This window comes from Gluconobacter sp. P5H9_a (genome assembly GCF_018812085.1).
In the GTDB taxonomy this organism is placed as follows: domain Bacteria; phylum Pseudomonadota; class Alphaproteobacteria; order Acetobacterales; family Acetobacteraceae; genus Gluconobacter.
Genome location: NZ_JACRVW010000010.1, coordinates 55,065 through 74,632, shown reverse-complemented (window position 1 = coordinate 74,632; position 19,568 = coordinate 55,065). Strand labels below are relative to the sequence as shown.

22 protein-coding genes are annotated in these 19,568 nt (G+C 53.3%); 20 read left to right on the top strand and 2 right to left on the bottom strand.

The genetic code is table 11. The annotated features are described in order from the left end of the window. The first annotated feature begins 26 nt into the window (after window positions 1-26). From KP708_RS10790 to KP708_RS10700, 20 genes are all read left to right on the top strand, one after another. Window positions 27-1,445 (top strand): phage portal protein, encoded by a 1,419-nt coding sequence (locus KP708_RS10790; protein WP_215751097.1) that lies wholly within the window; start codon window positions 27-29, stop codon window positions 1,443-1,445. A 23-nt stretch (window positions 1,446-1,468) separates the two neighbouring features. Next, the gene (locus KP708_RS10785) at window positions 1,469-1,957 is read left to right on the top strand and encodes a phage scaffolding protein (protein WP_233125942.1); all 489 of its coding nucleotides are present in this window, start codon (window positions 1,469-1,471) and stop codon (window positions 1,955-1,957) included. A 76-nt stretch (window positions 1,958-2,033) separates the two neighbouring features. Then, entirely contained in the window at window positions 2,034-3,413 is a 1,380-nt protein-coding gene (locus KP708_RS10780) for a DUF4043 domain-containing protein (protein ID WP_215751096.1), read from the top strand. A 55-nt stretch (window positions 3,414-3,468) separates the two neighbouring features. Then, on the top strand, window positions 3,469-3,870 hold the full coding sequence (locus tag KP708_RS10775; RefSeq protein WP_215751095.1) for a hypothetical protein: 402 nt from the start codon (window positions 3,469-3,471) through the stop codon (window positions 3,868-3,870). A gap of 205 nt (window positions 3,871-4,075) precedes the next feature. Continuing rightward, complete coding sequence (locus tag KP708_RS10770; RefSeq protein ID WP_237390023.1) at window positions 4,076-4,480, top strand: hypothetical protein; 405 nt, start codon at window positions 4,076-4,078, stop codon at window positions 4,478-4,480. Between the two features lie 10 nt (window positions 4,481-4,490). Then, window positions 4,491-5,468, top strand: a complete 978-nt coding sequence (locus KP708_RS10765) for a hypothetical protein (RefSeq protein WP_215751094.1) — start codon at window positions 4,491-4,493, stop codon at window positions 5,466-5,468. 80 nt (window positions 5,469-5,548) lie between these two features. After that, window positions 5,549-7,033 (top strand): phage tail protein, encoded by a 1,485-nt coding sequence (locus tag KP708_RS10760; protein WP_215751093.1) that lies wholly within the window; start codon window positions 5,549-5,551, stop codon window positions 7,031-7,033. 2 nt (window positions 7,034-7,035) lie between these two features. Then, a complete protein-coding gene (locus tag KP708_RS10755; protein WP_046900291.1) occupies window positions 7,036-7,461 on the top strand; it encodes a hypothetical protein in 426 nt (141 codons plus the stop codon). Continuing rightward, window positions 7,458-7,778 carry a hypothetical protein gene (locus KP708_RS10750; RefSeq protein WP_215751092.1) on the top strand — a complete coding sequence of 107 codons (321 nt, stop codon included), beginning with the start codon at window positions 7,458-7,460 and terminating at the stop codon, window positions 7,776-7,778. Before KP708_RS10755 ends, KP708_RS10750 begins: the two co-directional genes overlap by 4 nt. 166 nt (window positions 7,779-7,944) lie before the next feature. Next, window positions 7,945-8,823, top strand: a complete 879-nt coding sequence (locus tag KP708_RS10745; protein WP_215751091.1) for a hypothetical protein — start codon at window positions 7,945-7,947, stop codon at window positions 8,821-8,823. An 18-nt stretch (window positions 8,824-8,841) separates the two neighbouring features. After that, window positions 8,842-9,759: a hypothetical protein gene (locus tag KP708_RS10740; RefSeq protein WP_215751090.1), complete on the top strand. Its 918-nt coding sequence runs from the start codon at window positions 8,842-8,844 to the stop codon at window positions 9,757-9,759. 6 nt (window positions 9,760-9,765) lie between these two features. Continuing rightward, complete coding sequence (locus tag KP708_RS10735; RefSeq protein WP_215751089.1) at window positions 9,766-9,975, top strand: hypothetical protein; 210 nt, start codon at window positions 9,766-9,768, stop codon at window positions 9,973-9,975. 242 nt (window positions 9,976-10,217) lie between these two features. Continuing rightward, complete coding sequence (locus KP708_RS10730; protein WP_252347536.1) at window positions 10,218-11,036, top strand: hypothetical protein; 819 nt, start codon at window positions 10,218-10,220, stop codon at window positions 11,034-11,036. Next, entirely contained in the window at window positions 11,033-11,656 is a 624-nt protein-coding gene (locus tag KP708_RS10725; protein ID WP_215751087.1) for a phage baseplate assembly protein V, read from the top strand. Before KP708_RS10730 ends, KP708_RS10725 begins: the two co-directional genes overlap by 4 nt. Further along, window positions 11,649-11,699, top strand: coding sequence for a VanZ family protein (locus tag KP708_RS16040; RefSeq protein ID WP_371822783.1), 51 nt, complete (start codon window positions 11,649-11,651; stop codon window positions 11,697-11,699). The genes KP708_RS10725 and KP708_RS16040 overlap by 8 nt, the downstream gene beginning before the upstream one ends. Continuing rightward, complete coding sequence (locus KP708_RS15805) at window positions 11,686-12,012, top strand: phage tail protein (protein WP_371822782.1); 327 nt, start codon at window positions 11,686-11,688, stop codon at window positions 12,010-12,012. The genes KP708_RS16040 and KP708_RS15805 overlap by 14 nt, the downstream gene beginning before the upstream one ends. A 42-nt stretch (window positions 12,013-12,054) precedes the next feature. Next, a complete protein-coding gene (locus tag KP708_RS10715; RefSeq protein ID WP_215751086.1) occupies window positions 12,055-13,194 on the top strand; it encodes a baseplate J/gp47 family protein in 1,140 nt (379 codons plus the stop codon). A gap of 44 nt (window positions 13,195-13,238) precedes the next feature. Next, on the top strand, window positions 13,239-14,477 hold the full coding sequence (locus tag KP708_RS10710) for a hypothetical protein (protein WP_215751085.1): 1,239 nt from the start codon (window positions 13,239-13,241) through the stop codon (window positions 14,475-14,477). A gap of 3 nt (window positions 14,478-14,480) precedes the next feature. Further along, a complete protein-coding gene (locus KP708_RS10705; protein ID WP_202208058.1) occupies window positions 14,481-15,167 on the top strand; it encodes a hypothetical protein in 687 nt (228 codons plus the stop codon). Between the two features lie 35 nt (window positions 15,168-15,202). Continuing rightward, window positions 15,203-16,423: a hypothetical protein gene (locus tag KP708_RS10700; protein WP_252347535.1), complete on the top strand. Its 1,221-nt coding sequence runs from the start codon at window positions 15,203-15,205 to the stop codon at window positions 16,421-16,423. A gap of 46 nt (window positions 16,424-16,469) precedes the next feature. Here the strand turns inward: KP708_RS10700 and KP708_RS10695 are convergent, their stop codons facing one another. Beyond that, window positions 16,470-17,786: a cytochrome c gene (locus KP708_RS10695; RefSeq protein WP_215751083.1), complete on the bottom strand. Its 1,317-nt coding sequence runs from the start codon at window positions 17,784-17,786 to the stop codon at window positions 16,470-16,472. Beyond that, window positions 17,783-19,561 (bottom strand): GMC family oxidoreductase, encoded by a 1,779-nt coding sequence (locus KP708_RS10690; RefSeq protein ID WP_215751082.1) that lies wholly within the window; start codon window positions 19,559-19,561, stop codon window positions 17,783-17,785. The genes KP708_RS10695 and KP708_RS10690 overlap by 4 nt, the downstream gene beginning before the upstream one ends. Window positions 19,562-19,568 lie beyond the last annotated feature (7 nt).

Below are 19,568 nucleotides of genomic sequence, written 5' to 3'. Positions count from 1 at the left end.
AGGCGGGCTTTAGCATTGGAGAATTCATGGACTGGTTGTCCCTGCAACGGCGGTATGCCGTGCCGGCGGGTGCGTCTGCGCGCACAGCACGCCTGCTGGCGTTAAGGCGCGTTCTGGACGGTACGCAATATGATGCCTTGCCTCATCCGTTCTCGCTGGAACGGTCAGGGGCGGGGGAATACATTCCGCTTTCGAATAGACGACCATCTGTCCGGAGCAATCTGTGCCGAACGGTTGTCGATGAATCCGTGTCGTTACTTTTTGGTGATACGCACTGGCCTAGCCTGATTACGGATGATGTGCGCGTTGCGGAGGCCATGAGTGTTTTTGTAGCACAGACGCGTTTGGCGTCGCTGATGATGGAAGCTGCAACGTCCGGTTCTATTGGCTCGGTAGTGATTCTTTTTGAGGTCTCGGCCGGCGTGCCGAAGCTTTCGGTTCTCGATACGGCTTATCTGACGCCGATCTGGGATGATGCCAGTGGCGAGCTTTTGCGTGTTGAGGAGCGGTTTCTTGTTCGAGGGCGGGATCTCGCTGCGCAGGGTTATCCAATTGGCGAGGATCTATTGGGTGCGCAATTCTGGTGGCAGCGGATTTGGACACCAATGGATTGCGCAGTTTCCGTACCTTGGCTCGTCGGGATGGACGGTGGGGTTCGGGATGAAAGCCGGTCCGTGCGCCATGGGCTGGGTTTTGTACCGATTATCTGGATCCGCAATCTGGGTGGTTTACATGGGCGCGACCCGGAAGGGGAGTGCACTTTTGAACGGGCGATCGATACGGTCATTGAGGCGGACTACCTTCTGTCTCAGGCTGGGCGGGGTCTGAAATATGGCTCTGATCCGACGCTGGTTTTGAAAACTGGAGGTTTTTCGGATGGTGTGGCTCACCAAGGCGGAGCGTCATCGGCTCTGACGTTGCCTCCTGAAGGGGATGCCAAGCTTCTGGAAATTAACGGCAATGCCGCAGGGGCCGTGCTCGAGCACTATCGGGAACTGCGGCAAATTGCTTTGGAGCAACTGCATGGAAACCGGGCGCATGGCGATCGGATTTCAGGCGTGCAGTCTGGCAAGGCCATGGAAATGATGTGCCAGCCTCTGATCTGGCTGGTGGATCGGCTGCGGCATTCTTATGGCGAGAATGGGCTTTTGGCTGTTTACCGAATGGCCTGCCGCTTTTCCTGTGTGCTGGAAAACGGGCTGCGGTTGGGTGGGGCTTTGGTGAAAGACCTCCCTTACTGCCGTATGGCGCTAAGATGGCCAGCCTGGTTTCCGGCAACGGATCCGGAGCTTTTGTCGCTATCGCAGGGGCTGGTAACGGCTGTTTCCAACGGGATTCTAAGCCGAGAGACGGCTGTTAGAATGTATGCGACGGCATCTGGAAATTCTGACCCCGGGGCAGAATGGCGTGTGCTTGAACAGTGGGTTGCGCCGGATGAGGCGTGACGTTGAACGGAGGGAAAATATCCGTGTCTGAAGAAACTATTGAGGGTGTGGAGGCTCTGCGTCAGGCGCTTGCTCAAGCGCAGGATGAGGTCAAATCCGTTCGTCGGGAAATGGCGGATGCTGTTGCCCGGCAGGAAGATCTGCAGAGGTCGCATGAGGAAATTGTGTCTCGTGTGAAGCAGGAAAGTGATCGTGAAATCATGGTTGCGGCTCTGCGGTCAGAGGCTGTTCGTTTGGGCGCGTATAATCCTGAAGATGTTGTTCGTCTGATTGATATGGGCGGTGTTACCCGCACTGAGGATGGCGCGGTTGTGGGAGTGATTGAGGCTTTGGAACAGGCACGGCAGGAGCGTGCATATCTGTTCGGAGAAATTGTGCGGCCCGGATATTCGAGTGGAACAACAGTTGGGTACCCGGCACCGAAGCCTGGCGGCATTGAACCTTTTGATGCGCGCGCAGCTACTGAAGCTGATTACGAAGCGCGCAAGTGGCAGTTTCTGGCCCGGGCCTGATAGCGCGACAGTGAATTAAATATTTGACCGGCCAAATATGCCGGAATTTTTCATAAATATTTACGGAATGACATTCATGAGCATCGAAAATTTTCCAGTTCAGCTTCAGGCCGCGATTCAGCAGGGTTTTCTGGCACGGGAGTTTGAAAACGGTCTCAAATCTCGACTGGGATTTCGACAGGTTGCTGACCGCGAGATTTTCCCTAACGCTATTGGTGAAACTCTTACCAAGACGCGTAAGAGTCTGAAGGCTCCTGTTACGACACCGCTGAATCCAACGGGCAATACCAACTTCGATAACGGAATGAGCCCTTCTGGCTGGTCTGTTGAGCAATACACTCTTTCGATCAATCAGTATGGCGACACGATTGATCTGAATATGGTGACGAGTGGTGTGGGGATTGCATCGCAGTTTCTTGCAAATGCCAACACGAATGGTGTGCAGGCCATGCAGTCTCTGGACCGGCTTGCACGCAATACGCTGTTTGGTGGAGCTCAGAATGGAGTAGGTGGTTATCTGGGTGGAAATACGCGCGTTAGTGTTGCGCTTGATGCTGAAGGCGACACCATTCAGGTTGATGACATTCGGGGATTTCAGTCCGTCATTGTTAATGGTCAGGTTACGCTGATTGGATCCAGCAATGGCATGACTGTGACTGTTGGTTCGGATGTGTACACGCTTGTTCGCGTGGTAGCTGACGCGACCAATGTTTCTACGGCGCCCGGCGGAATTTCCGGGCAGATGACGTTTTCCGGCAGCGTATCTGTCGCGGATGGTGCCGTTGGGCAGCCGGTAGTTGCGGCAACGGCACCGAAGGTGATCCGTCCGAATGGCCGTCTGACGACGGCAGCTCTACAGACGGCGAGTGCAAACGGTCTCGCGGATACGCTGGGTATTCAGCAGGTTCTGGCTGGTGTTGCGACGCTTCGCCGTAACAACGTTCCTATGATCAATGGGGCATATCATTGTTATCTGGATGATATTCAGCTTCTATCGCTGTTCCGTGACGATGATTTCAAGCATCTTTATCGGGGGGCATACGGTTCGGAAGAGTATCGTTCCGGACAGGTGATTGAGCTGCTGGGTGTTCGGTTTATTCCGACGACAGAGGCCCCTCAGCAGCTTTCTCTTGGTGCTGGTCCTATTCATCGTGCTCTGCTGTTGGGTCAGGGGGCTCTGATCGAGGGTGACTGTGCGCTGACCGGCCATTCGGACATCCCAGACGCTGATCGCGCACTGATTGAGATGGTGGATGGGGTTGCAATGGTGACGCGTGAGCCACTGGATCGACTGCGTCAGATTATCGCTCAGTCCTGGTACTGGATTGGGGGTTTTGCGCTGCCGACGGATGTGACGGCAGATACAAACGTTATTCCCACGGCGACGAATAGCTATCTCAAGCGTGGTGTTATCATTGAGAGCCTGGGCACGGATGCACTTGGCATGACCTTCTAAGCTGATTTCGAACCTCCATGATTCCATGGGGGTTCTTCTGGTGGAGGAGGATTATATGTCTGGGACTGCAAGCCTTTCCTCGGGCCCATTGACGGACGGGGAAAAGGTCGATGTTCGGCGATTTTGCGGGTATCCGGCAGTTGGATCGCGGGAGACAGGGCAGGAATCCTGGCGCTTCTTTCAGGTTGAGGGAGCGTTGGAATGGCGGATTAACAGCTTGTCCGGCGCAGAACTGCAGCAGGTGCGCTTGTACCTTTCACAGCTTTACCCGTTGGAAACGGCTCTTTTGGGGGCGTCTGAAAATCTGGACACGGCACAGGCTGCGAGTTGGTACCACAACGGTCATGAAGTGCGTGATCGCGTGATGCTTCTGACGTTATGGCGTCGGCGTTTATGCGCGTTTCTTGGGGTGACAGGCGGTTTGGAATTGCAGGATGGTCGATTGGTCATCATCTGAAGGGGGCATGATGCGGGCGGAACAGATCGCGTCCAGACTTTGTCGAGGGTATGCAAAAGCAGCAGGGATTTTAGGTCACTCCGGAGAGCAATACCGGCCGGATAATCCGTTGTCTCCCATGCAAAATATTTATGCACACCCGATGCTCGCTTTTGATTCGAGTGCTGACTTTACATTCTCAAGATCCCCCAATTGGGGTGGGGTTATGGAATATGTGCTTACGGATTGCCGTGAAGATACTGTGGTCGGAGATATTCTGACTTGCGGGGGAAATACGTTTTTTGTTGCGGCCGTGGATGACCTTCGACCTCCGCTATGTGTGGCATGTAATCGGACTGTAGAGATCAGTGGCGTTTCTGGGACGCAAGGGAACGTCGTTGAGGAATGTCCTGCTGCGATTATTTTGCGCTCCAAAGGAGAGGGGTCTGGGAGTGGCATTCCGGGTTCAGCCAAGCCCGGGCAATTCGTCATGTATTTGCCGCGGCTGCCCGGCACCGTGTTGCAACCCTATATGACGGTCACGACGGACCTGGATACGACGTACACGATTAACGCTGCCGAGATGTCGGACTGGGGTTTGCGTTGCACCATGTCTCTGCAACAGGTCTGAGGAGAGAAAAATGGCGGATGCTTCTCAGGTCGGATTGGCTCTGGCTTATGTGTGTGCGGGAATTTTATATCCAGAAGGCCTCGAAAAGCCGTCTGTAACGGGGCGGCAGACGATCGTTCGTCGCGGGTGGCTTTTGCCGAGTGATATATTTGCAGCTCAAAATATTCGGAATAATACGGATTTCCTGACGGTCACACTGGCACCTCAGAAAGGTATTGTTGTGCCTGAGCCTTTGGGGCGCCCCTGGCAGGTTCAGGCGCGTGTTCTGCCCACGGTGTCGGTGAAGCAGAGTGCGCAAGCTGTTTGCATTGCTTTTCCGTCTGATGGGGCGCCTTCAGGTGTTGTCGGTGTTTGGTACGAGGCGGGGAAAACTCAGATTTCAGCCGCCTATGCCGTGACTGAGCAGGACACTCCTGAAACTGTGGCTTTGGCTTTAGCCGGACAACTCCCAAAAGGTCTTGCAGACGGAAATTCTGTTCAGGTTCCGGGGCATAACTTAGTCGGAAGCGTTGTTGGGTATGGCCAGTCCGTAAGGGTGAACCGCCGACAGAATCAGCGATATAGGGTTTCGCTCTGGACGGCTGATTCTGGTGTTCGTGATACGCTTGGACAGTTTCTGGATACGGAACTGGCTGAGAAGAGCTGGATTTCCACGTTGGATGGTCGGCAGGCGCAGCTTAGGTTCGTAAGTGTTGAGGACGTTGATACGATGCAAAATCAGGCATTGTATCGACGGGATTATTTGTACGATCTGGTTTTTGACACCCTTCAGGTTCAGTGGTCGTCTGACATGATGTTTGGGGCCGGTGCTGTTTCTGCTGGTGATCAAACTAGCAGTTTCGGCGTAATCGAGCCTGCTTTTGATAATGGTGTGGTTCTGCATGCTCTTGAGGCCATGCAGGCTGTACAAACTTCTCAGGCAGCTCAGAATTCATATCCAGGGATGATGGTCAACCAGTTTGGTACTGTCGTCTGTCAGCCCAATTAAAATAAAATCAATTCAATAAAAAAAGTAATTTGTTCCTTATTCGGAATAATATACTTTTCTCTGGAAGGAAATATCGCCGGATGTCTCTGGTTTATCAGGCGGGTACGCTGAATACGACTGCGCTTACGGTTCCTAACCTTTATGTACAGATTGCGCAGCCACAGTCGCTGGGACTGACGGGTGCCTCGTCATCGAAACTGGGTATCGTTGGAACGGCAGGATGGGGCCCGGTAGGGCTTCCGGTGCCAGTGGGTGGCATGAGTGATTATCTCTCTGCGTTTGGGAGTAAGCAGAACAAAGCGACGGATGCAGGGCTGGCTGTGAATATTGCGGCTCTGCAAGGGGCGTCATCGTTTGTTGTCGTGCGTGTAACAGATGGAACGGATGCAAACGCAACGGCCTCTTTGGGGGGCGTTATACTCAGTGCTGTTCATACCGGAACTGCTGGTAATGCTATCGTTGTGACCCTGACCGCAACGGGGGCGGGTTATGGGCTGGCAGTTTCGCATCCGGTTCTTGGAGCGGCAAGTTATTCAGGTGCGACATGGAACATCCTGGAAGCCGCTGTCGCGCAGGATCTGTCAGCTCTGGTGACGATCCATTTGCCAGATGCAGTTCCTGATCCAGTTTCTGGAAGCGTTACGTTGTCTGGCGGACTGGATGGTGGGGCGCCCGATACGGCAGCTTTTCTTGGGAAAGACGATATTGTTCGGACGGGTATGTATGCTCTGAGGGGTCAGGGATGTGCCGTTGCCACCCTTCATGGTGTAACAGATAGCGCGTCCTATTCTTCGCAGGCGGCGTTTGGCCTCGGTGAAGGGGTCTATATGGTGGCGGCAAGCCCCGCATATGACAGTGTAAGCAATGCAGTGTCCGTCAAAGCTGCCAGTGGTCTGGACTCTTCAGCCGTAAAGTTGATGTTTGGTGACTGGATCTGGTGGAACGATGACGTCAATGGCATGATGCTTGTCAGCCCTCAGGCATTTGCTGCAGGCATTCTTTCTGCACTTTCACCTGAACAGTCGAGCCTGAACAAAGCACTTTCGGGTATTGTCGGAAGCCAAAAGGCGGGATTAGGGGGGAGCAGTGCAACCTATTCCATGGCCGAATTGTCCACACTATTTACGGCCGGGATCGATGTTATCTGCAATCCGGCGCCGGGCGGGACTTACTGGGCACTACGGTGTGGGCACAATACGTCAAGTAAAGCGACGGTAAATGGAGACAATTATACCCGTCTGACCAATTATATTGCGTCATCCCTTGCTGGTGGCATGGGAGCGTATGTCGGAAAGGTGGTGAATGATACGCTCTTTTCCGACATTCGTTCGACCCTGCTGGGCTTCCTGTCATCTCTGTTGTCTCAGGGCATTCTAGGCGTTCAGAATGCTGAACTGCCCTACCGCGTGGTGTGTGACAGTTCGAATAATCCTCAGTCGCGGACTGCGTTGGGATATGTGCAGGCTGACGTGGCTGTGCGGTACCAGGGCATCAATGAAAAATTTGTGGTGAATTTGCAGGGCGGCACCTCCGTGACGGTGACGACTGCGGGCGGGAGCGTCTGAGCATGGCAAATCCTTACAGTATTGGTCGTGACTGCCGGATTACAGTTCTCTGGAACGGCCAGCGGGTTGATCTGCGTGATGTCACGTCTTTCGGGGCATCACAGGAGACGCATGCTCTGCGAGCGAGTCCGCTTAATGGAATGCCGGTCGAGTTCAATGTTCCGAATGGCTGGCGTGGTTCATTTCAGATCGCGCGTGCGAGCGCGGCGCTGGACAATCTGGTCGCTGCTATTGAAGCGGCTTACTGGAATGCTGGAACGGTTGGGAGCGGTACAATTTACCAGTACGTGACAGAACCGGATGGCACGACAAGTACGTGGGAATACACAAATGTATCCATCAAACTGAAAAATGATGCCTGGCAGTCGGATCAAATGGTTCATCAGACGGTGCAGTTCTTTGCGTCGACGAGGGCAAAGATTTCATGAGTATGCTTCCGAAAGAAGTCCATCTTGCTGATGGCCGTTGTCTTTCTCTAAAAGAAATCGATCCTGCAGATATGCTGGATCTGATCGAGGCAGCAGGCTCTGCTGTGACTGGTGCTTCGGCTGCTGCATGGCTGGGATATGCGGAAATGATCTGTTCAGTCACGGCTATCGACAGTGTTCCGGTGCAGATGCCAGGCACTAAAGAAGAAATTCGTGATCTGGCGCGACGTATCGGGAAGATTGGTATTGCAGCGCTTTATCCCTGCTTTCATCAGGAAAATGATGAAAACATGGTGGTCTCTATAGCAAAAAACTAAGTGGGCACTCTGCGTTTCAGGAGATGTTGTATCTGCTGGATCATGGGGTGCCCTGGGATTTATTGAAGTCGTGGTCTCGTGCAAGGCGGATGGCTGCGTGTGTTGTGACGGCAGAGCGGGAAGGTCATGTCTTTGACTGGGACCAGAGACAGTACCGGGAATAGGCATGCATACGAATAAATTGTGGAGAGATATTCTTTCATCTGGAAGGTTGTTGTCTCGGAATGTCTTGCGTCAGTCTTCCGGAGGGGCAGGAAAGTCTGTTATTCCCGCGATCAGGTTTGTGAAGAACTACCAAAAAAGAAGTATCGCTTTTAAACAAAATTCGGAGCCTTATTCGATGCCACGACGGGCGTCAGTTAAGAGCCATATCTTTCCGGAAGGCAGTCCCGGAACGCATTTCGAGAATAAATCGGAAAGTGCTTTCAGATTTGGACGAAATCAAAACCAGTTTTTTGAAATACGGGCACGGCGAGAAAATTTCATACATTTTTTGCAGACTAAATCGCAGAAGTCTGGCGGGTCTGTCTTGCAGAAAAACCGTAAAAATATGCAGGCAGTTGGCGTCAAAAAACCTTCCGTTAAGCTTAGAAAAGCGCGCGAAAATTCGGTGGCGGCAGGTTCTTTTTCCGAAAACATGCGCGTATCGCATAGTAACTCTACACTTCATGTTTTTCCTCGAGATATGTCAGTTTCTGGACGTATATTTCGTCCTGAAATACGGCACCGAGCAATTGATACCAGGTCTGCTCCAGCCGTAAAGATAAGCATGCCAGGGCTGGAAAATTGTTCAGCAGTCCCACCCCAATTCCGGCCAATATCGTTCGAGAAAATGGGTCGGGTACGGCAGCCTGAATTTGAAGAAAATGACCCAACCCAGCCGTCTCATTTTTCCAGGCTAGAAATGCCGCCGTTCGATAAGGGAAAGCGCAGAGAAGCCTGCGATTCTGGAAAAATGGCGCGTCTTGCCGCGCGCCGCGCAATGGGAGGCGTCGATGAAATTCAATTTCCCCAATATCCTGGACGCAGCATTGGAATTGGATGATTTTAGAGGAGGGCTGCAATGGGTGTAACGCTCTCTGCAATTGAAAACGCCATTGGTTCCATTGGGCGTTTAGGCGCATCTGCTCCAGTTACGCTTGGTTCACTTGTTCTGAGCGGCATTGAAGTTCCTGATCGACTTGAGGTTGGCGGCCATCAGATGATGGTCGTGCACAGGCTGCCGGGAGGTGGGCGTGTTGTTGATACGCTTGGAAACGATCCTGGCCGACTGGAATTACGGGGACGATTTTTAGGGCCGAATGCACAGGCTCGGGCACAGGCTGTGGAGCGGATGCGCATTGCAGGCCAGCCTGTAGCATTCTCCGCGGCAGGCATAGCAAGTGATGTTTGGATTGCTCGCTTTGTTTATTCATATGAAGCGAAGGGGGCCGTCTGTTCATACGAACTTACATTGGAAAGGCCTGCAGAAGCCAGGGGTTCAGCGACAGATCAAACGTCACTCTCAGGCATTCTCGGAAATGATACCGGGAGTGGGATAAACATTATTTCAGATATGGTTTCGCAGATTTCGGAAGGTATTTTTACTGGGACTGGGCAAGTTAATTCCATCGTTGGGCAGCTTATGCCATTGGCCACTTTAGTGGGAACGGGTGGAAGCGCGGCCAGAGTCGTTGATGCACTGGGTACGACAAATGTTCTGAGCCAGAGTGGTGTGAATCTTGCGGCCACTCGGTCCAGCGTGGCGGCCATATCCCAGCAGCTTACGGCCGCAGGGAGTGGATTGATGTCCATCATGGATAGCACGGGAAGAAATCTGGAAAGTATAGCGATCGCGGACACGTCTTCTCTGGGAGTGGTTGCTGGGAACGCGGGTTTGCACAGTGCGGCATCGGATACTGGCGGTCTGGTGAATCGTTCTCTGGCTTATATCAGTGACTCTCAAGGCGCTTCTACGCAGTTGCCGGTGGTACAGGCGTGAGGAATTATGAAAGATATTGTTGTAACGGCTGCTGATATTTCGCTGTTTCATGTTGCGGCGCGTGAACTGGGTGATGCTTGCCAGTGGTGGAGAATTGCTCAGAGTAATGGGCTTTCAGATCCAGATTTAAGCAGAATTGAAACAGTTCAGCCTCTGAAAATTCCGGTGGAAGACCTCACTTTTTCATCCGGGCTTCCTGATGAGGCCGGAGGATGACGGCACGGCAGATTGAAGTTCGAATTTTATGGGATGGGATAGAAAATCCGGATCTTGCGCTCAAAAGTTTTGAACTGGACTCCAACAGATATGAGTCTTGCGATACGGCAGTTTTGACGTTCGCAAAAAAAAGACAGTCGGTCAGACAGGTATTGTTCTGGTTCGAACAAGGTGAACTTTCAAGCCCATGGATTTCTGTTGAAATCAGGGACCTTAAAATTTCTTCAGGACCCTGGACTGTCTTGTTCCAAGGGCGTGTTGATCATGTTCGGAGTATTGACGAGCATTCTCTGGTCGAAATGGAGTGTCGGGACGCTCTTGCGGCCCTTATAGACCTTCGGGTGCAGGATTCCTGGCTGAACCATACGGGCTCTGATCTGTTGCAGGATATTGCCGAAAGCGCGGCACTTGAGACCCGGATTTCTCTTCCTGACGATGGCTCTGATCATATGATGGGTCAGTTTTGGCAAATAGAGCATAAAAGAGGGGCTCTACTATCCCAGCATCGCTTTCAGACGGCCGCAGATCTGGCCTTTACGGTTGCGAGGGACGCATTATGCGACCTTTATGCTGATGGAAGAACGCTCGTCTGTCAGCCGTTTAGGGTGAATGCTGAAACGGCTGAAATTATTGATGTTCGAAATGCCGTATTTGAGACAGATATTGCACGAGATCTTCAATTGCTATCGGGCATTGTGGTGCATATGGCGTCGTGGGATTCTCGACAGCGGAGCAGCACGCATGTCTATTATGATGGCAAAACATTCTTTCAGGATGCACCACCGGGGGTGATGGCACTTCATAGCTTTCGTGTGCCGGGCCGTCGTCTGGAAGATCTGCGACGGCTGGCCCGTGGGAAGTATGAACGTATTTCTGCCCACGCAATGTCTGCCCGGATTTCAATGCCGGGTATTATTGGGCTGCGCCCACGGCAATTTATAAAGATTTCATTGGGACCAACGGAGCAGACGCTGGGTGTGGATCAGGTTGTCTCCCGTTTTTCCGTGAATGATGGGTTTATTCAGCATGTGGTTTTGCGTAACCGGGGAAGTGGGGCATGAGTGATACGCGAATGGTAGCTGCTGCTTTTGCAAACAGAAGTGCGCATGCTGTTCTTGGAATTGTGTCAGCAGTTGACCCTGTGAACCATGCCATCAAGGTTCGTATTCAGCCCGATAATGTGGAAACGGGGTGGATACCGGATGTGGCGGGCGTGCAGGCCGGAAATCTGCGTGTATCCTGTCCATCGGAACCAGGGACCCACGTTGCTCTGTTACCACTTGAAGGTGATGGTGAGCATCTGATTGCTATTGGGGCTGTGTTTGATACGGTCGTGACCGCGCCCGTTTCTCCCCTGGATGGTCAGGCTATTCAACCTGGAACCATGTTGATCAGGGCAGGATGTGGTGCTCCGCCAAAAGAAATGACCAGCCAAACTGGTGACGTAAATTCTCAGGCAGGCTGGTGTCAGATTGGTGGTGACGGGGTCATTTTAGGGGCAGGAAACTCGCGGCTACATATCGCAGAGAATGGTATTTCGCTGAGTGTAGGCGGCTTAACGGCTGTATTTTCGGCAACTGGCCTGATGGTTTCCGGTGGCGATATTCAAACGGATCAGCACTCGTTGGCGCAGCACATACATTTGATGGGCAGCCAGATGACAGGGAGACCTGTTGGATGAGTTCCATCAGTCATTTGTGTGGGGGAGATCTGCTTCTGGGTAAAGGCGGCTTACACGTCATTTCCGGAGCTGAAGAAACACGTCAGCGGCTCTTAAGGCGTTTGTTGACCAATCCTGGTGATTATATCTGGCAGCCGGAATATGGGGTGGGCCTGCAAAGTATGGTTGGGGAGGTTATTATCCCGTCCGTCATGCAGGCTGCCATTCGGGTGCAAGTTTTAAAGGATCCGGGAGTTGATCCCGGTCATTCCGTTGATGTGACTGTGAGCGCTGGCGCTGACGGTCTTTGTCTGTGCCATATTTCCTATGTCGATGCTGCCACAAGACAACAGCAAACACTGGATTTTTCTGCCTAAACAAGAAGCGTGGAGCTATATTCTGCGCTTCCGGAGGACGTAATGTCTCTTTCTCTTCGCTCGTTTGCTACGACGGTTTCTACCGCCGTGGCGACGGCGCAGTCTTCCTGTGCGCAGCTTCTGGATGTCTCCGTTGGGTCGCCCGTCCGGGCACTGATGGAAGGCGTCGGTGGCATAGGGTTATGGCTGCAGTATCTTGTTTTACAGACCTTGCTTCGCACACGTCTGGCAACTTCCTCCGCTGAGGATTGCGATAGTTTTGTCGAAGATTTCGGAATGACGCGTTTGCCGGGAACTGCATCTACTGGGATGGTGACGATGATGTCATTTTCGCCATCCCAGCAATCGGCAGTCATTGTACCAGGAGCGATTGTTCGCACTGTTTCTGGCCTCTCATTTTCAGTGATTAAAGACAGTAACCTGCCCGTCTGGTCCGAAGTTGCTGGTGGGTATGTTCGGCAGACGGATATGCAGAGCATATCGGTTCCGGTGCAATGTCAGGTTGCGGGGTCAAGTGGCAATGTGTCTGTTGGTGCGCTCTGTCTGATGGGCACAGCTATTTCCGGCATTGATACCGTTACCAACCCAGCCGCCTTTCTCAACGGTGCGGATCAGGAAACAGACGCGCAGCTTCGTGCGCGCTTTCCTCTATGGCTGGCAGCAAAAGCTTCGGCGTCTAGAGCAGCCGTCGGGAATGCGGTTGCTGGTGTTCAGACAGGATTATCGAGTTCGCTGCGAGATGGCGTTGCTGCTGATGGAACTGTGCAGACCGGGTATTTTACGGTTGTTGTGAATGACGGAAGTGGCTCGCCTTCGGATGTGCTTCTGACCCAGGTTTATGAGGCTGTGGATGCTGTTCGGGCCTTGGGTGTGGGTTTTGCGGTCAAACCGCCCCAGACGCTCGCGGTTGACGTGACCATGACAGTCGTCGTGCCGGTGTCGGTGATGGTTCAGCAAGCCGCAAGTGCGATTGAGAAGGCTCTGAGCGAAGATATCGCAGGCACGGGTGTCGGTTCAGGTTATGCCTATAGCCGCCTTTCGTATCTGGCATATGTCGGGGCAGGCGTGACGGTTACCTCCGTTCTGGATGTCCGCCTGAATGGTGGACAAGCCGATATTGCTGCGAATGGCGAGCAGGCTCTGACAGTCGGCACAATTCAGATCAACGTTCTTCAGAACTGACCAGACAGGCCCCCTGCCAACGGTATCGGGGCAGAAGGAAGGCTATGCCTATTTTCAATACATACCCGCGGCTTGAAACGTTGACGGGCGATGAAGTTCTGGTGCTGGCAGATTCCAGTGGCCATCAAACCGTTACCGCAACGGCTTCCCAGCTTGCAGGCGCTCCAGCAGTTTCCAAGCCAAGTGGGGCATTCTATCAGGACAAAGGAGCAAGGATCAGTCGTTTTGCTGATCGCGTTCTGATTGGGGATGCTGCAGCTAATCCGGGACTGAGTGATCGGGAGGCAGCATCCAAAAATGAGTGGTTGTCCCAGACAATGGACGCCACCTCGATTGGTCCGTGGGCGTTGCAGGATGCGCAATGCGCCTCGGTGGCCCAATTTGGAAACAGTGCCTTTGTCGCAGCGTCCCGGACATCCGATGCAAAAACGGCACCAGACACTTTGGGGTTTCAACCAAGCACGATCGGCATTGCGTCATGGGGCGTCGCTGATGACACATCTGCACCCACGACGACCACAGCCTATGCTTATTATGGAGAGGCGTGGCGTCTGGCTGGTGTGAATTATCAACCGACGTTCGTCATGGAACTTGAAGCGGTCAATTTTGGTGGGTTAGCTATTGGTCAGTCTACGCCGTATGCCCCCAATGTCGGTGGTGGTGTTTATGGCATTCAGCTCGGTGCTGGTGGCGGTCAAACCACGGGTACTTCCGATGCTGCTGCAGGGGTCGTTTTTGTTTCAAACCCTAACGCCTGGCAGGTTGGTATTGTTTTCGGCGCAACTGCTTTAAGCGGCACCAACGGGACAGATAATGGATATGCCTCCGCCCTGTCTCTTGCGCGTAATCATGCTCTGGAGTGGCACACACCAGAAGTCGTTAGTGGGGTTTCGGGAGGGAATGTTGGAGCATTTGTCCGCTCTACCGTGACAGAGCGTTCGAAGGGCGTACGACAGGACTTTGTCGATAATGGAATTCTGTTCAGCAATATCGAAGGACAGACACTCTTTTCAGTCGCAAGTGCTGCGGCACCCAACAACACTTTGCAGGTCCAACCCGGGGCAGGCACTCAGGCCGCTGGTCTGTATGTGCAAAGTGGCGAAAACGGATCGTCAAACCTTGGTTTGTTTCCGGAAGAGGGAGGACAGTTGCAAATTTCTTCCCCAGTGACGAATGTTGCAGGCACTCTGCCTGCGACAGTGGGGGGGGGCTTTTTGCATATCAGCGTCAATGGAACGGATTATCGTATCCCGCTGATGACTCCAGAACAGACTGGAGGTTGAAGTATGGCTAGATTGTACGACAGCCAGAAAGCGGTCCTTCGAGCGACGGATGGAAAAATTCTTTTGGATACGGGGGTTATTCCCGGATCCATCGATGATTTTGCATCAAGATTGAGAAGTCTCCTGCCTGTTGGCTGGTTCCCGGCTGTTCCTCAGGATCTGGAGGACGAAACTGCCCCAGTTCTTGTCGCTGTTCTGAGAGGATTTTCAGCCGTTTTGGCTGGGATATGGACATTGCTGGAGGAGTGTCAGCAGCAGACGCGCCTGATGACGATGAGTGGCCCTTTTCTGGATATGCTGGCTGCTGATTATTTTGGACCAGACGGTTTAGCGCGCCGCACATCAGAGCAGGACAGAGATTATCGCGCCCGCATTGTGTTATCACTGGTGGCACAAAAAAACACCCGCGAGGCTGTTTTCAACGCTCTATTGTCGGTTACAGGTGTCGCTCCCACCATTTTTGAACCCCTGAATGCAGCGGATTGCCATGCATTGGCATCATCCGCGATGCCGGCGGAAGGTGGGGGATATGGATATGGGGGCGCAGGGTTGCGATACGGTAGCCGACAGGGCGGACAGTTCTTCGTGGAAACGGCGCTGGGGCATGCGGCTGATGCCCACGTAATTTATCAGGCAATCGAAAAAACAGCAGCCAGCGGCGTGACAGGCTGGGTCAAGGTGAGCAAATAATGGATCGGGCAATTGTATACGCAGGATCAATTCCAATGGATACGGATCTGCTGCGCGTAGGAAGGTATGGAAAGGCCGCGCTCGGTCACCTGTCTGACATGCTCTACGGGCGCGACGTGACAGCTGCTTCGGGTTTGATCTGCAAACCCTCTCTTTCAGATCTGTCTGTAACAATCGGGGCAGGCTCCATCACGACATCCGGTGCCATGGATGCTGCATTTTTGGGCGGCGCTGGTGGGGGCTATGAGGCGGATGCAACGCCTACAACATGCCAGTATTCAACTGATGAGGATGTGAGGGTGCCTGTTCCAGGAACAGGCGCGACTTATACTGTTTTCGCTCTTTGCGCTGAACAGGATGTCGACGAGACCGTCCTGCCGTTTTTCAATGCCTCAAATCCCGCGCAGACGCAGGCAGGCGTAAATAATGACGGAAATGCTTTACCAACACGGAGACGGGCAGGCCTCTCTTTTGTCGTTTCGACGGATACCCCAACGGCTCCAAAAGGCGGGGCAGTCGTTGCGCTGTATACTCTGAATGTGCCTCAGGGCGTCACGTCTCTTGCAGGTGTGCAGCCTCAGGCAGGGAAGGTTTTCTGGCCAACCATTCCTGAATTGGCAACACAGACGTTGCTTCGCGCTGCTATGCAGCCGATGGAGCTTGTCACAACCAATACGTCGCTTTCTGTTCCAGTGTGGGCGTCTCGTGTGGAACTGCGTGTTGTAGGCGGCGGCGGCGGCGGCGCATCGTCTAATTCAATGACACTAAACGGATCATTTTCTGGCGGTGGCGGCGGCAGTGGCGGAGATGCTTCGGGTATTTATGGCGTTAATCTGACAACTGGTAGCACGCTGAACGTGACAGTGGGGGCAGGTGGTGGACCGGAGCAGACGGGTGGTACCTCTCTTGTCAGTTATAATGGTCAAACCCTGCTACAGGCTGGCGGCGGTCAGGGCGGTTATTTTTACAGTACGATGGGCTCTGCTGGTGGCGAAGGAGGCGTAGCGTCAGGAGGAACTGTCTGGAATCAGATCGGAACCTCGGGGGGGGACGGTCAAACGAATGCCAGCACTTTCGCAGGCTACGGCGGTAACGGTCCTTGGGGTGGCGGTGGCCGGTGTGGAAACCAGGGAGGCCGTAGCGCTACCCATTTTGGCGCTGGCGGCGGTGGCTCCTACTCTACATCTGCAGATGGAACGAAATCACCGGGTGGCTCTGGTTATTCCGGATGCGTTATGTATCGTTTCCTGCCTTAAGGCAGATGAGGGGACATGAATTGGATGATCCCCTCGTCACGTAGCCTCAGTTCAATGAAATTTCGCCGTCCACCATATTGCGCGGCGGCATGTCTTTTTTCAGATTTACAACGTCCTCTTGGCTGACAGCAGAGGCGTTGTTTCCCCAGGCATGACGGATAAACGTTGTGACATCTGCGATCTGTTGATCGCTGAGGCGATGCATGAAATCCGGCATCGTAAAGGCAGAAGGGGCTGTCTTGGTCTTGGGTAATGTTGCCCCACTCTGAATGATATGAACGAGTGACGCCGGATTTTCTCCCATGACAATAGGGTTACCCGCAAGCGGCGGAAAGACAGCAGGATATCCTTTGCCGTCTGTTCTATGACAGGCTGCACAATTATCGATATAGACTTTGGCACCTCGCGCGGAAACATCGGCTTTACGCAGAGCATTGGTTGATGCTGGGTCATAGACCCAGTTTTTCTGCGTCTTGTCGTAAGGCTGAAGAGTGCGCAGATATTTGGCCATGGCAAGAAGGTCTGCGGAAGAAAGGTGTTGCGTGCCATGAACAATGGCAGACGTCATGGCACCAAAACTTTCTCCCTGCATGTTTCGTCCGGTTTTGAGAAACGCGACGATGTCCTCTTCGCTCCATCGACCTAAGCCAGTCCGGTTTTCCTGACGAAGAGAGGTGGGGACCCATCCATCGACGGCTACTCCGCCTGACAGAAAGGCCTCGCTATCGGCCGCTGTAAGAGCTTTTTCCTGCATTGCAAGACCACGTGGTGAGTGACAGGCTCCACAATGGGCTGGACCTTCCACCAGGTAAGCTCCGCGGGCTATCTGTGGATCTGTAAATGTCTGAAGCGTCTTGGCTTGAGCCTTGACTGGGGCAGGAGAGAACATCCAGCGCCAGAATGTCAGCGGCCAACGCATGGAAAGTGGCCAGCGAATACCATTGTCCGGTGTTGCTACGGATGATGCCTCAACACCGTCGTGGAAATAAGTGTAGAGCGCGTGGACGTCATGATCTGTCAGGCGGGCATAGGATGGATAGGGCATTGCGGGATAAAGCGTTGCACCATCTCGGCGAATGCCTTCTCGCAGGGCTTTCCCAAATTCGGCCTCTGAATATTTGCCGATCCCGTGCTCCATATCGGGGGTAATGTTCGTGGAATGAACTATACCGATCGGAAGAGAAAACGATACTCCTCCAGAATATTCCGGTTTCCCATGGATTGAATGGCAGGCTGCGCAATCAGAGGCGGCGGCAAGATAGCGGCCTTCTTCGATCAGGGCAGATTTTTCATCATTGGCTGAGGCATCGTAACTGAAGAACAGAACGCTGCTGGTAAAGGCCAGAAAAGGAAAAAATTTCATGCCTTCACCAATGGACCAGGAGATTTCAGATAGGTTGTACGGATGTGGTAGGCCGCCCAATATGCCAGGGCCGCGACTGTGCCTGTGGGATTATATCCCATCCCTTGAGGAAAAGCATTGGAGCCGATGACAAACACGTTCGAAACATCCCAGCTTTGAAGGTAGCGGTTGAGCGCGCTTGTTTTGGGATCTGTTCCCATAACTGCGCCGCCGCCGAGATGAGTGGTTTGATAGTGACGCGTGTCAAAAGGTTGGCCAGCGTTGAGATGAACGAGATTGGTCTTCGTGGCGCCCATGGCTTTTGCCAGTGGTTCAATCTTGCTGACAACGTACTGGTTCATGCGGATATCGTTATCTTTCCACGTGAAAGTCATGCGAAGCAAGGGCAGGCCGTAAGCGTCTTTCCACGTCGGGTCCAGGTCTAGATAAACATCCCGATAGGCCATGTTGCTGCCATGTGCATCCACCCCGATAGAGTGCTTATAACTGTCGATGAGAGCGCCTTTATACGCTGAGCCCCATCGTGGTGTGCCCCCGCCGCCTGTCCCGATGGCTGCGGCAATGGGTTTCGTACCGGCCTGATTGACCCACACCGGAGACCCTCCGATGAAGCCAAGCGGGCCATGATCAAAATTCATGCTGTTGAAGTCATCAAATGCGACACCAACGCCACCTGCACCAATGAACTGGTTGGTATATTTGGACGGCGGAAGCCAGATGCGCGACGAAGTAATTGTCTGGTAAACGAAGTTCCGCCCAACGGTACCTGTGTTCTGAACAGGATCATACGGCTTTCCGATGCCCGAGAGGAGCATCAGATGGACGTTATGAAACTGAAACGCACTCAGAATGACGAGATCAGCGGAGAGCGACACTTCTTTCTGCGTTTTCGTCTCCAGATACGTGACACCGGTTGCCTTGCTCTTGGTGCTGTCCAAGTCGACACGAAGAACGTGCGCATCGGAAATAAGAGTGAACCGAGGGTCCTGCCGGAGAGCAGGCAGAACGTTCACGTTCGGGGATGCTTTTGAGTAGAGGTAGCAGTCGTACCCGCTGCAATACCCGCAAAAATTGCAAGGCCCCATCTGGCAGCCATACGGGTTCGTATACTGGCGGGATGCATTGGCTGCGGGCAGGGAATAGGGATGATAGCCCACTTGAGATGCCGCATCCCGAAAGGTAGAGGCTGTGAAGGTGTCTTGCATGGCCGGGAGCGGGAAATTATCCGACCGGTCTCCATCGAAGATATTACCGTTTCCGACAATTTTTCCGTTGACCCGATAGGCTTCACCAGATGTCCCGAAAACCTTTTCGGCCTTGTCGAAAAAAGGTTCCAGCTCCGCATAGGTCACGCCGTAGTCCTGAAGGTTCATGTCCTCAGGAATGAACTTCTCGCCGTAACGCTCCACGACTGAACTACGAAGCCTGAGATCTTCTGGCGAAGCGCGAAAATGGACGCCTGACCAGTGAAGCCCCGCTCCCCCAACACCTTCGCCTGGTAGGAACGCTGCTAACTGACGATAGGGCAGTGCAGTTTGGTCAATGGTATTGCGGACCGTGACTGTCGTCTGGGAAAGGTTCTGGAAGAGGCGTTTGCGAATTGCCCCCCGCAGTTCATCGATGGATTCCGGGTAAGCGCCTTCTACGGGCGTCGTACGTTCAGAGCCGCGTTCCAGCATGATGACGGATAGTCCGGCCTCGGTCAGTTCTTTCGCCATGATCGCACCAGCCCAGCCAGCTCCGACCACAATAGCATCTACGTGTTTTTTTGTCATGATTTAA

Excerpts from the sequence above, each read along its gene's own strand:
- KP708_RS10790 (WP_215751097.1), top strand. The coding sequence starts at position 27 with ATGGACTGGTTGTCCCTGCAACGGCGGTATGCCGTGCCGGCGGGTGCG.
- KP708_RS10780 (WP_215751096.1), top strand. The coding sequence starts at position 2,034 with ATGAGCATCGAAAATTTTCCAGTTCAGCTTCAGGCCGCGATTCAGCAG.
- KP708_RS10775 (WP_215751095.1), top strand. The coding sequence starts at position 3,469 with ATGTCTGGGACTGCAAGCCTTTCCTCGGGCCCATTGACGGACGGGGAA.
- KP708_RS10770 (WP_237390023.1), top strand. The coding sequence starts at position 4,076 with ATGGAATATGTGCTTACGGATTGCCGTGAAGATACTGTGGTCGGAGAT.
- KP708_RS10765 (WP_215751094.1), top strand. The coding sequence starts at position 4,491 with ATGGCGGATGCTTCTCAGGTCGGATTGGCTCTGGCTTATGTGTGTGCG.
- KP708_RS10760 (WP_215751093.1), top strand. The coding sequence starts at position 5,549 with ATGTCTCTGGTTTATCAGGCGGGTACGCTGAATACGACTGCGCTTACG.
- KP708_RS10755 (WP_046900291.1), top strand. The coding sequence starts at position 7,036 with ATGGCAAATCCTTACAGTATTGGTCGTGACTGCCGGATTACAGTTCTC.
- KP708_RS10750 (WP_215751092.1), top strand. The coding sequence starts at position 7,458 with ATGAGTATGCTTCCGAAAGAAGTCCATCTTGCTGATGGCCGTTGTCTT.
- KP708_RS10745 (WP_215751091.1), top strand. The coding sequence starts at position 7,945 with ATGCATACGAATAAATTGTGGAGAGATATTCTTTCATCTGGAAGGTTG.
- KP708_RS10740 (WP_215751090.1), top strand. The coding sequence starts at position 8,842 with ATGGGTGTAACGCTCTCTGCAATTGAAAACGCCATTGGTTCCATTGGG.
- KP708_RS10735 (WP_215751089.1), top strand. The coding sequence starts at position 9,766 with ATGAAAGATATTGTTGTAACGGCTGCTGATATTTCGCTGTTTCATGTT.
- KP708_RS10725 (WP_215751087.1), top strand. The coding sequence starts at position 11,033 with ATGAGTGATACGCGAATGGTAGCTGCTGCTTTTGCAAACAGAAGTGCG.
- KP708_RS10715 (WP_215751086.1), top strand. The coding sequence starts at position 12,055 with ATGTCTCTTTCTCTTCGCTCGTTTGCTACGACGGTTTCTACCGCCGTG.
- KP708_RS10710 (WP_215751085.1), top strand. The coding sequence starts at position 13,239 with ATGCCTATTTTCAATACATACCCGCGGCTTGAAACGTTGACGGGCGAT.
- KP708_RS10705 (WP_202208058.1), top strand. The coding sequence starts at position 14,481 with ATGGCTAGATTGTACGACAGCCAGAAAGCGGTCCTTCGAGCGACGGAT.
- KP708_RS10700 (WP_252347535.1), top strand. The coding sequence starts at position 15,203 with ATGGATACGGATCTGCTGCGCGTAGGAAGGTATGGAAAGGCCGCGCTC.
- KP708_RS10695 (WP_215751083.1), bottom strand. The coding sequence starts at position 17,786 with ATGAAATTTTTTCCTTTTCTGGCCTTTACCAGCAGCGTTCTGTTCTTC.
- KP708_RS10690 (WP_215751082.1), bottom strand. The coding sequence starts at position 19,561 with ATGACAAAAAAACACGTAGATGCTATTGTGGTCGGAGCTGGCTGGGCT.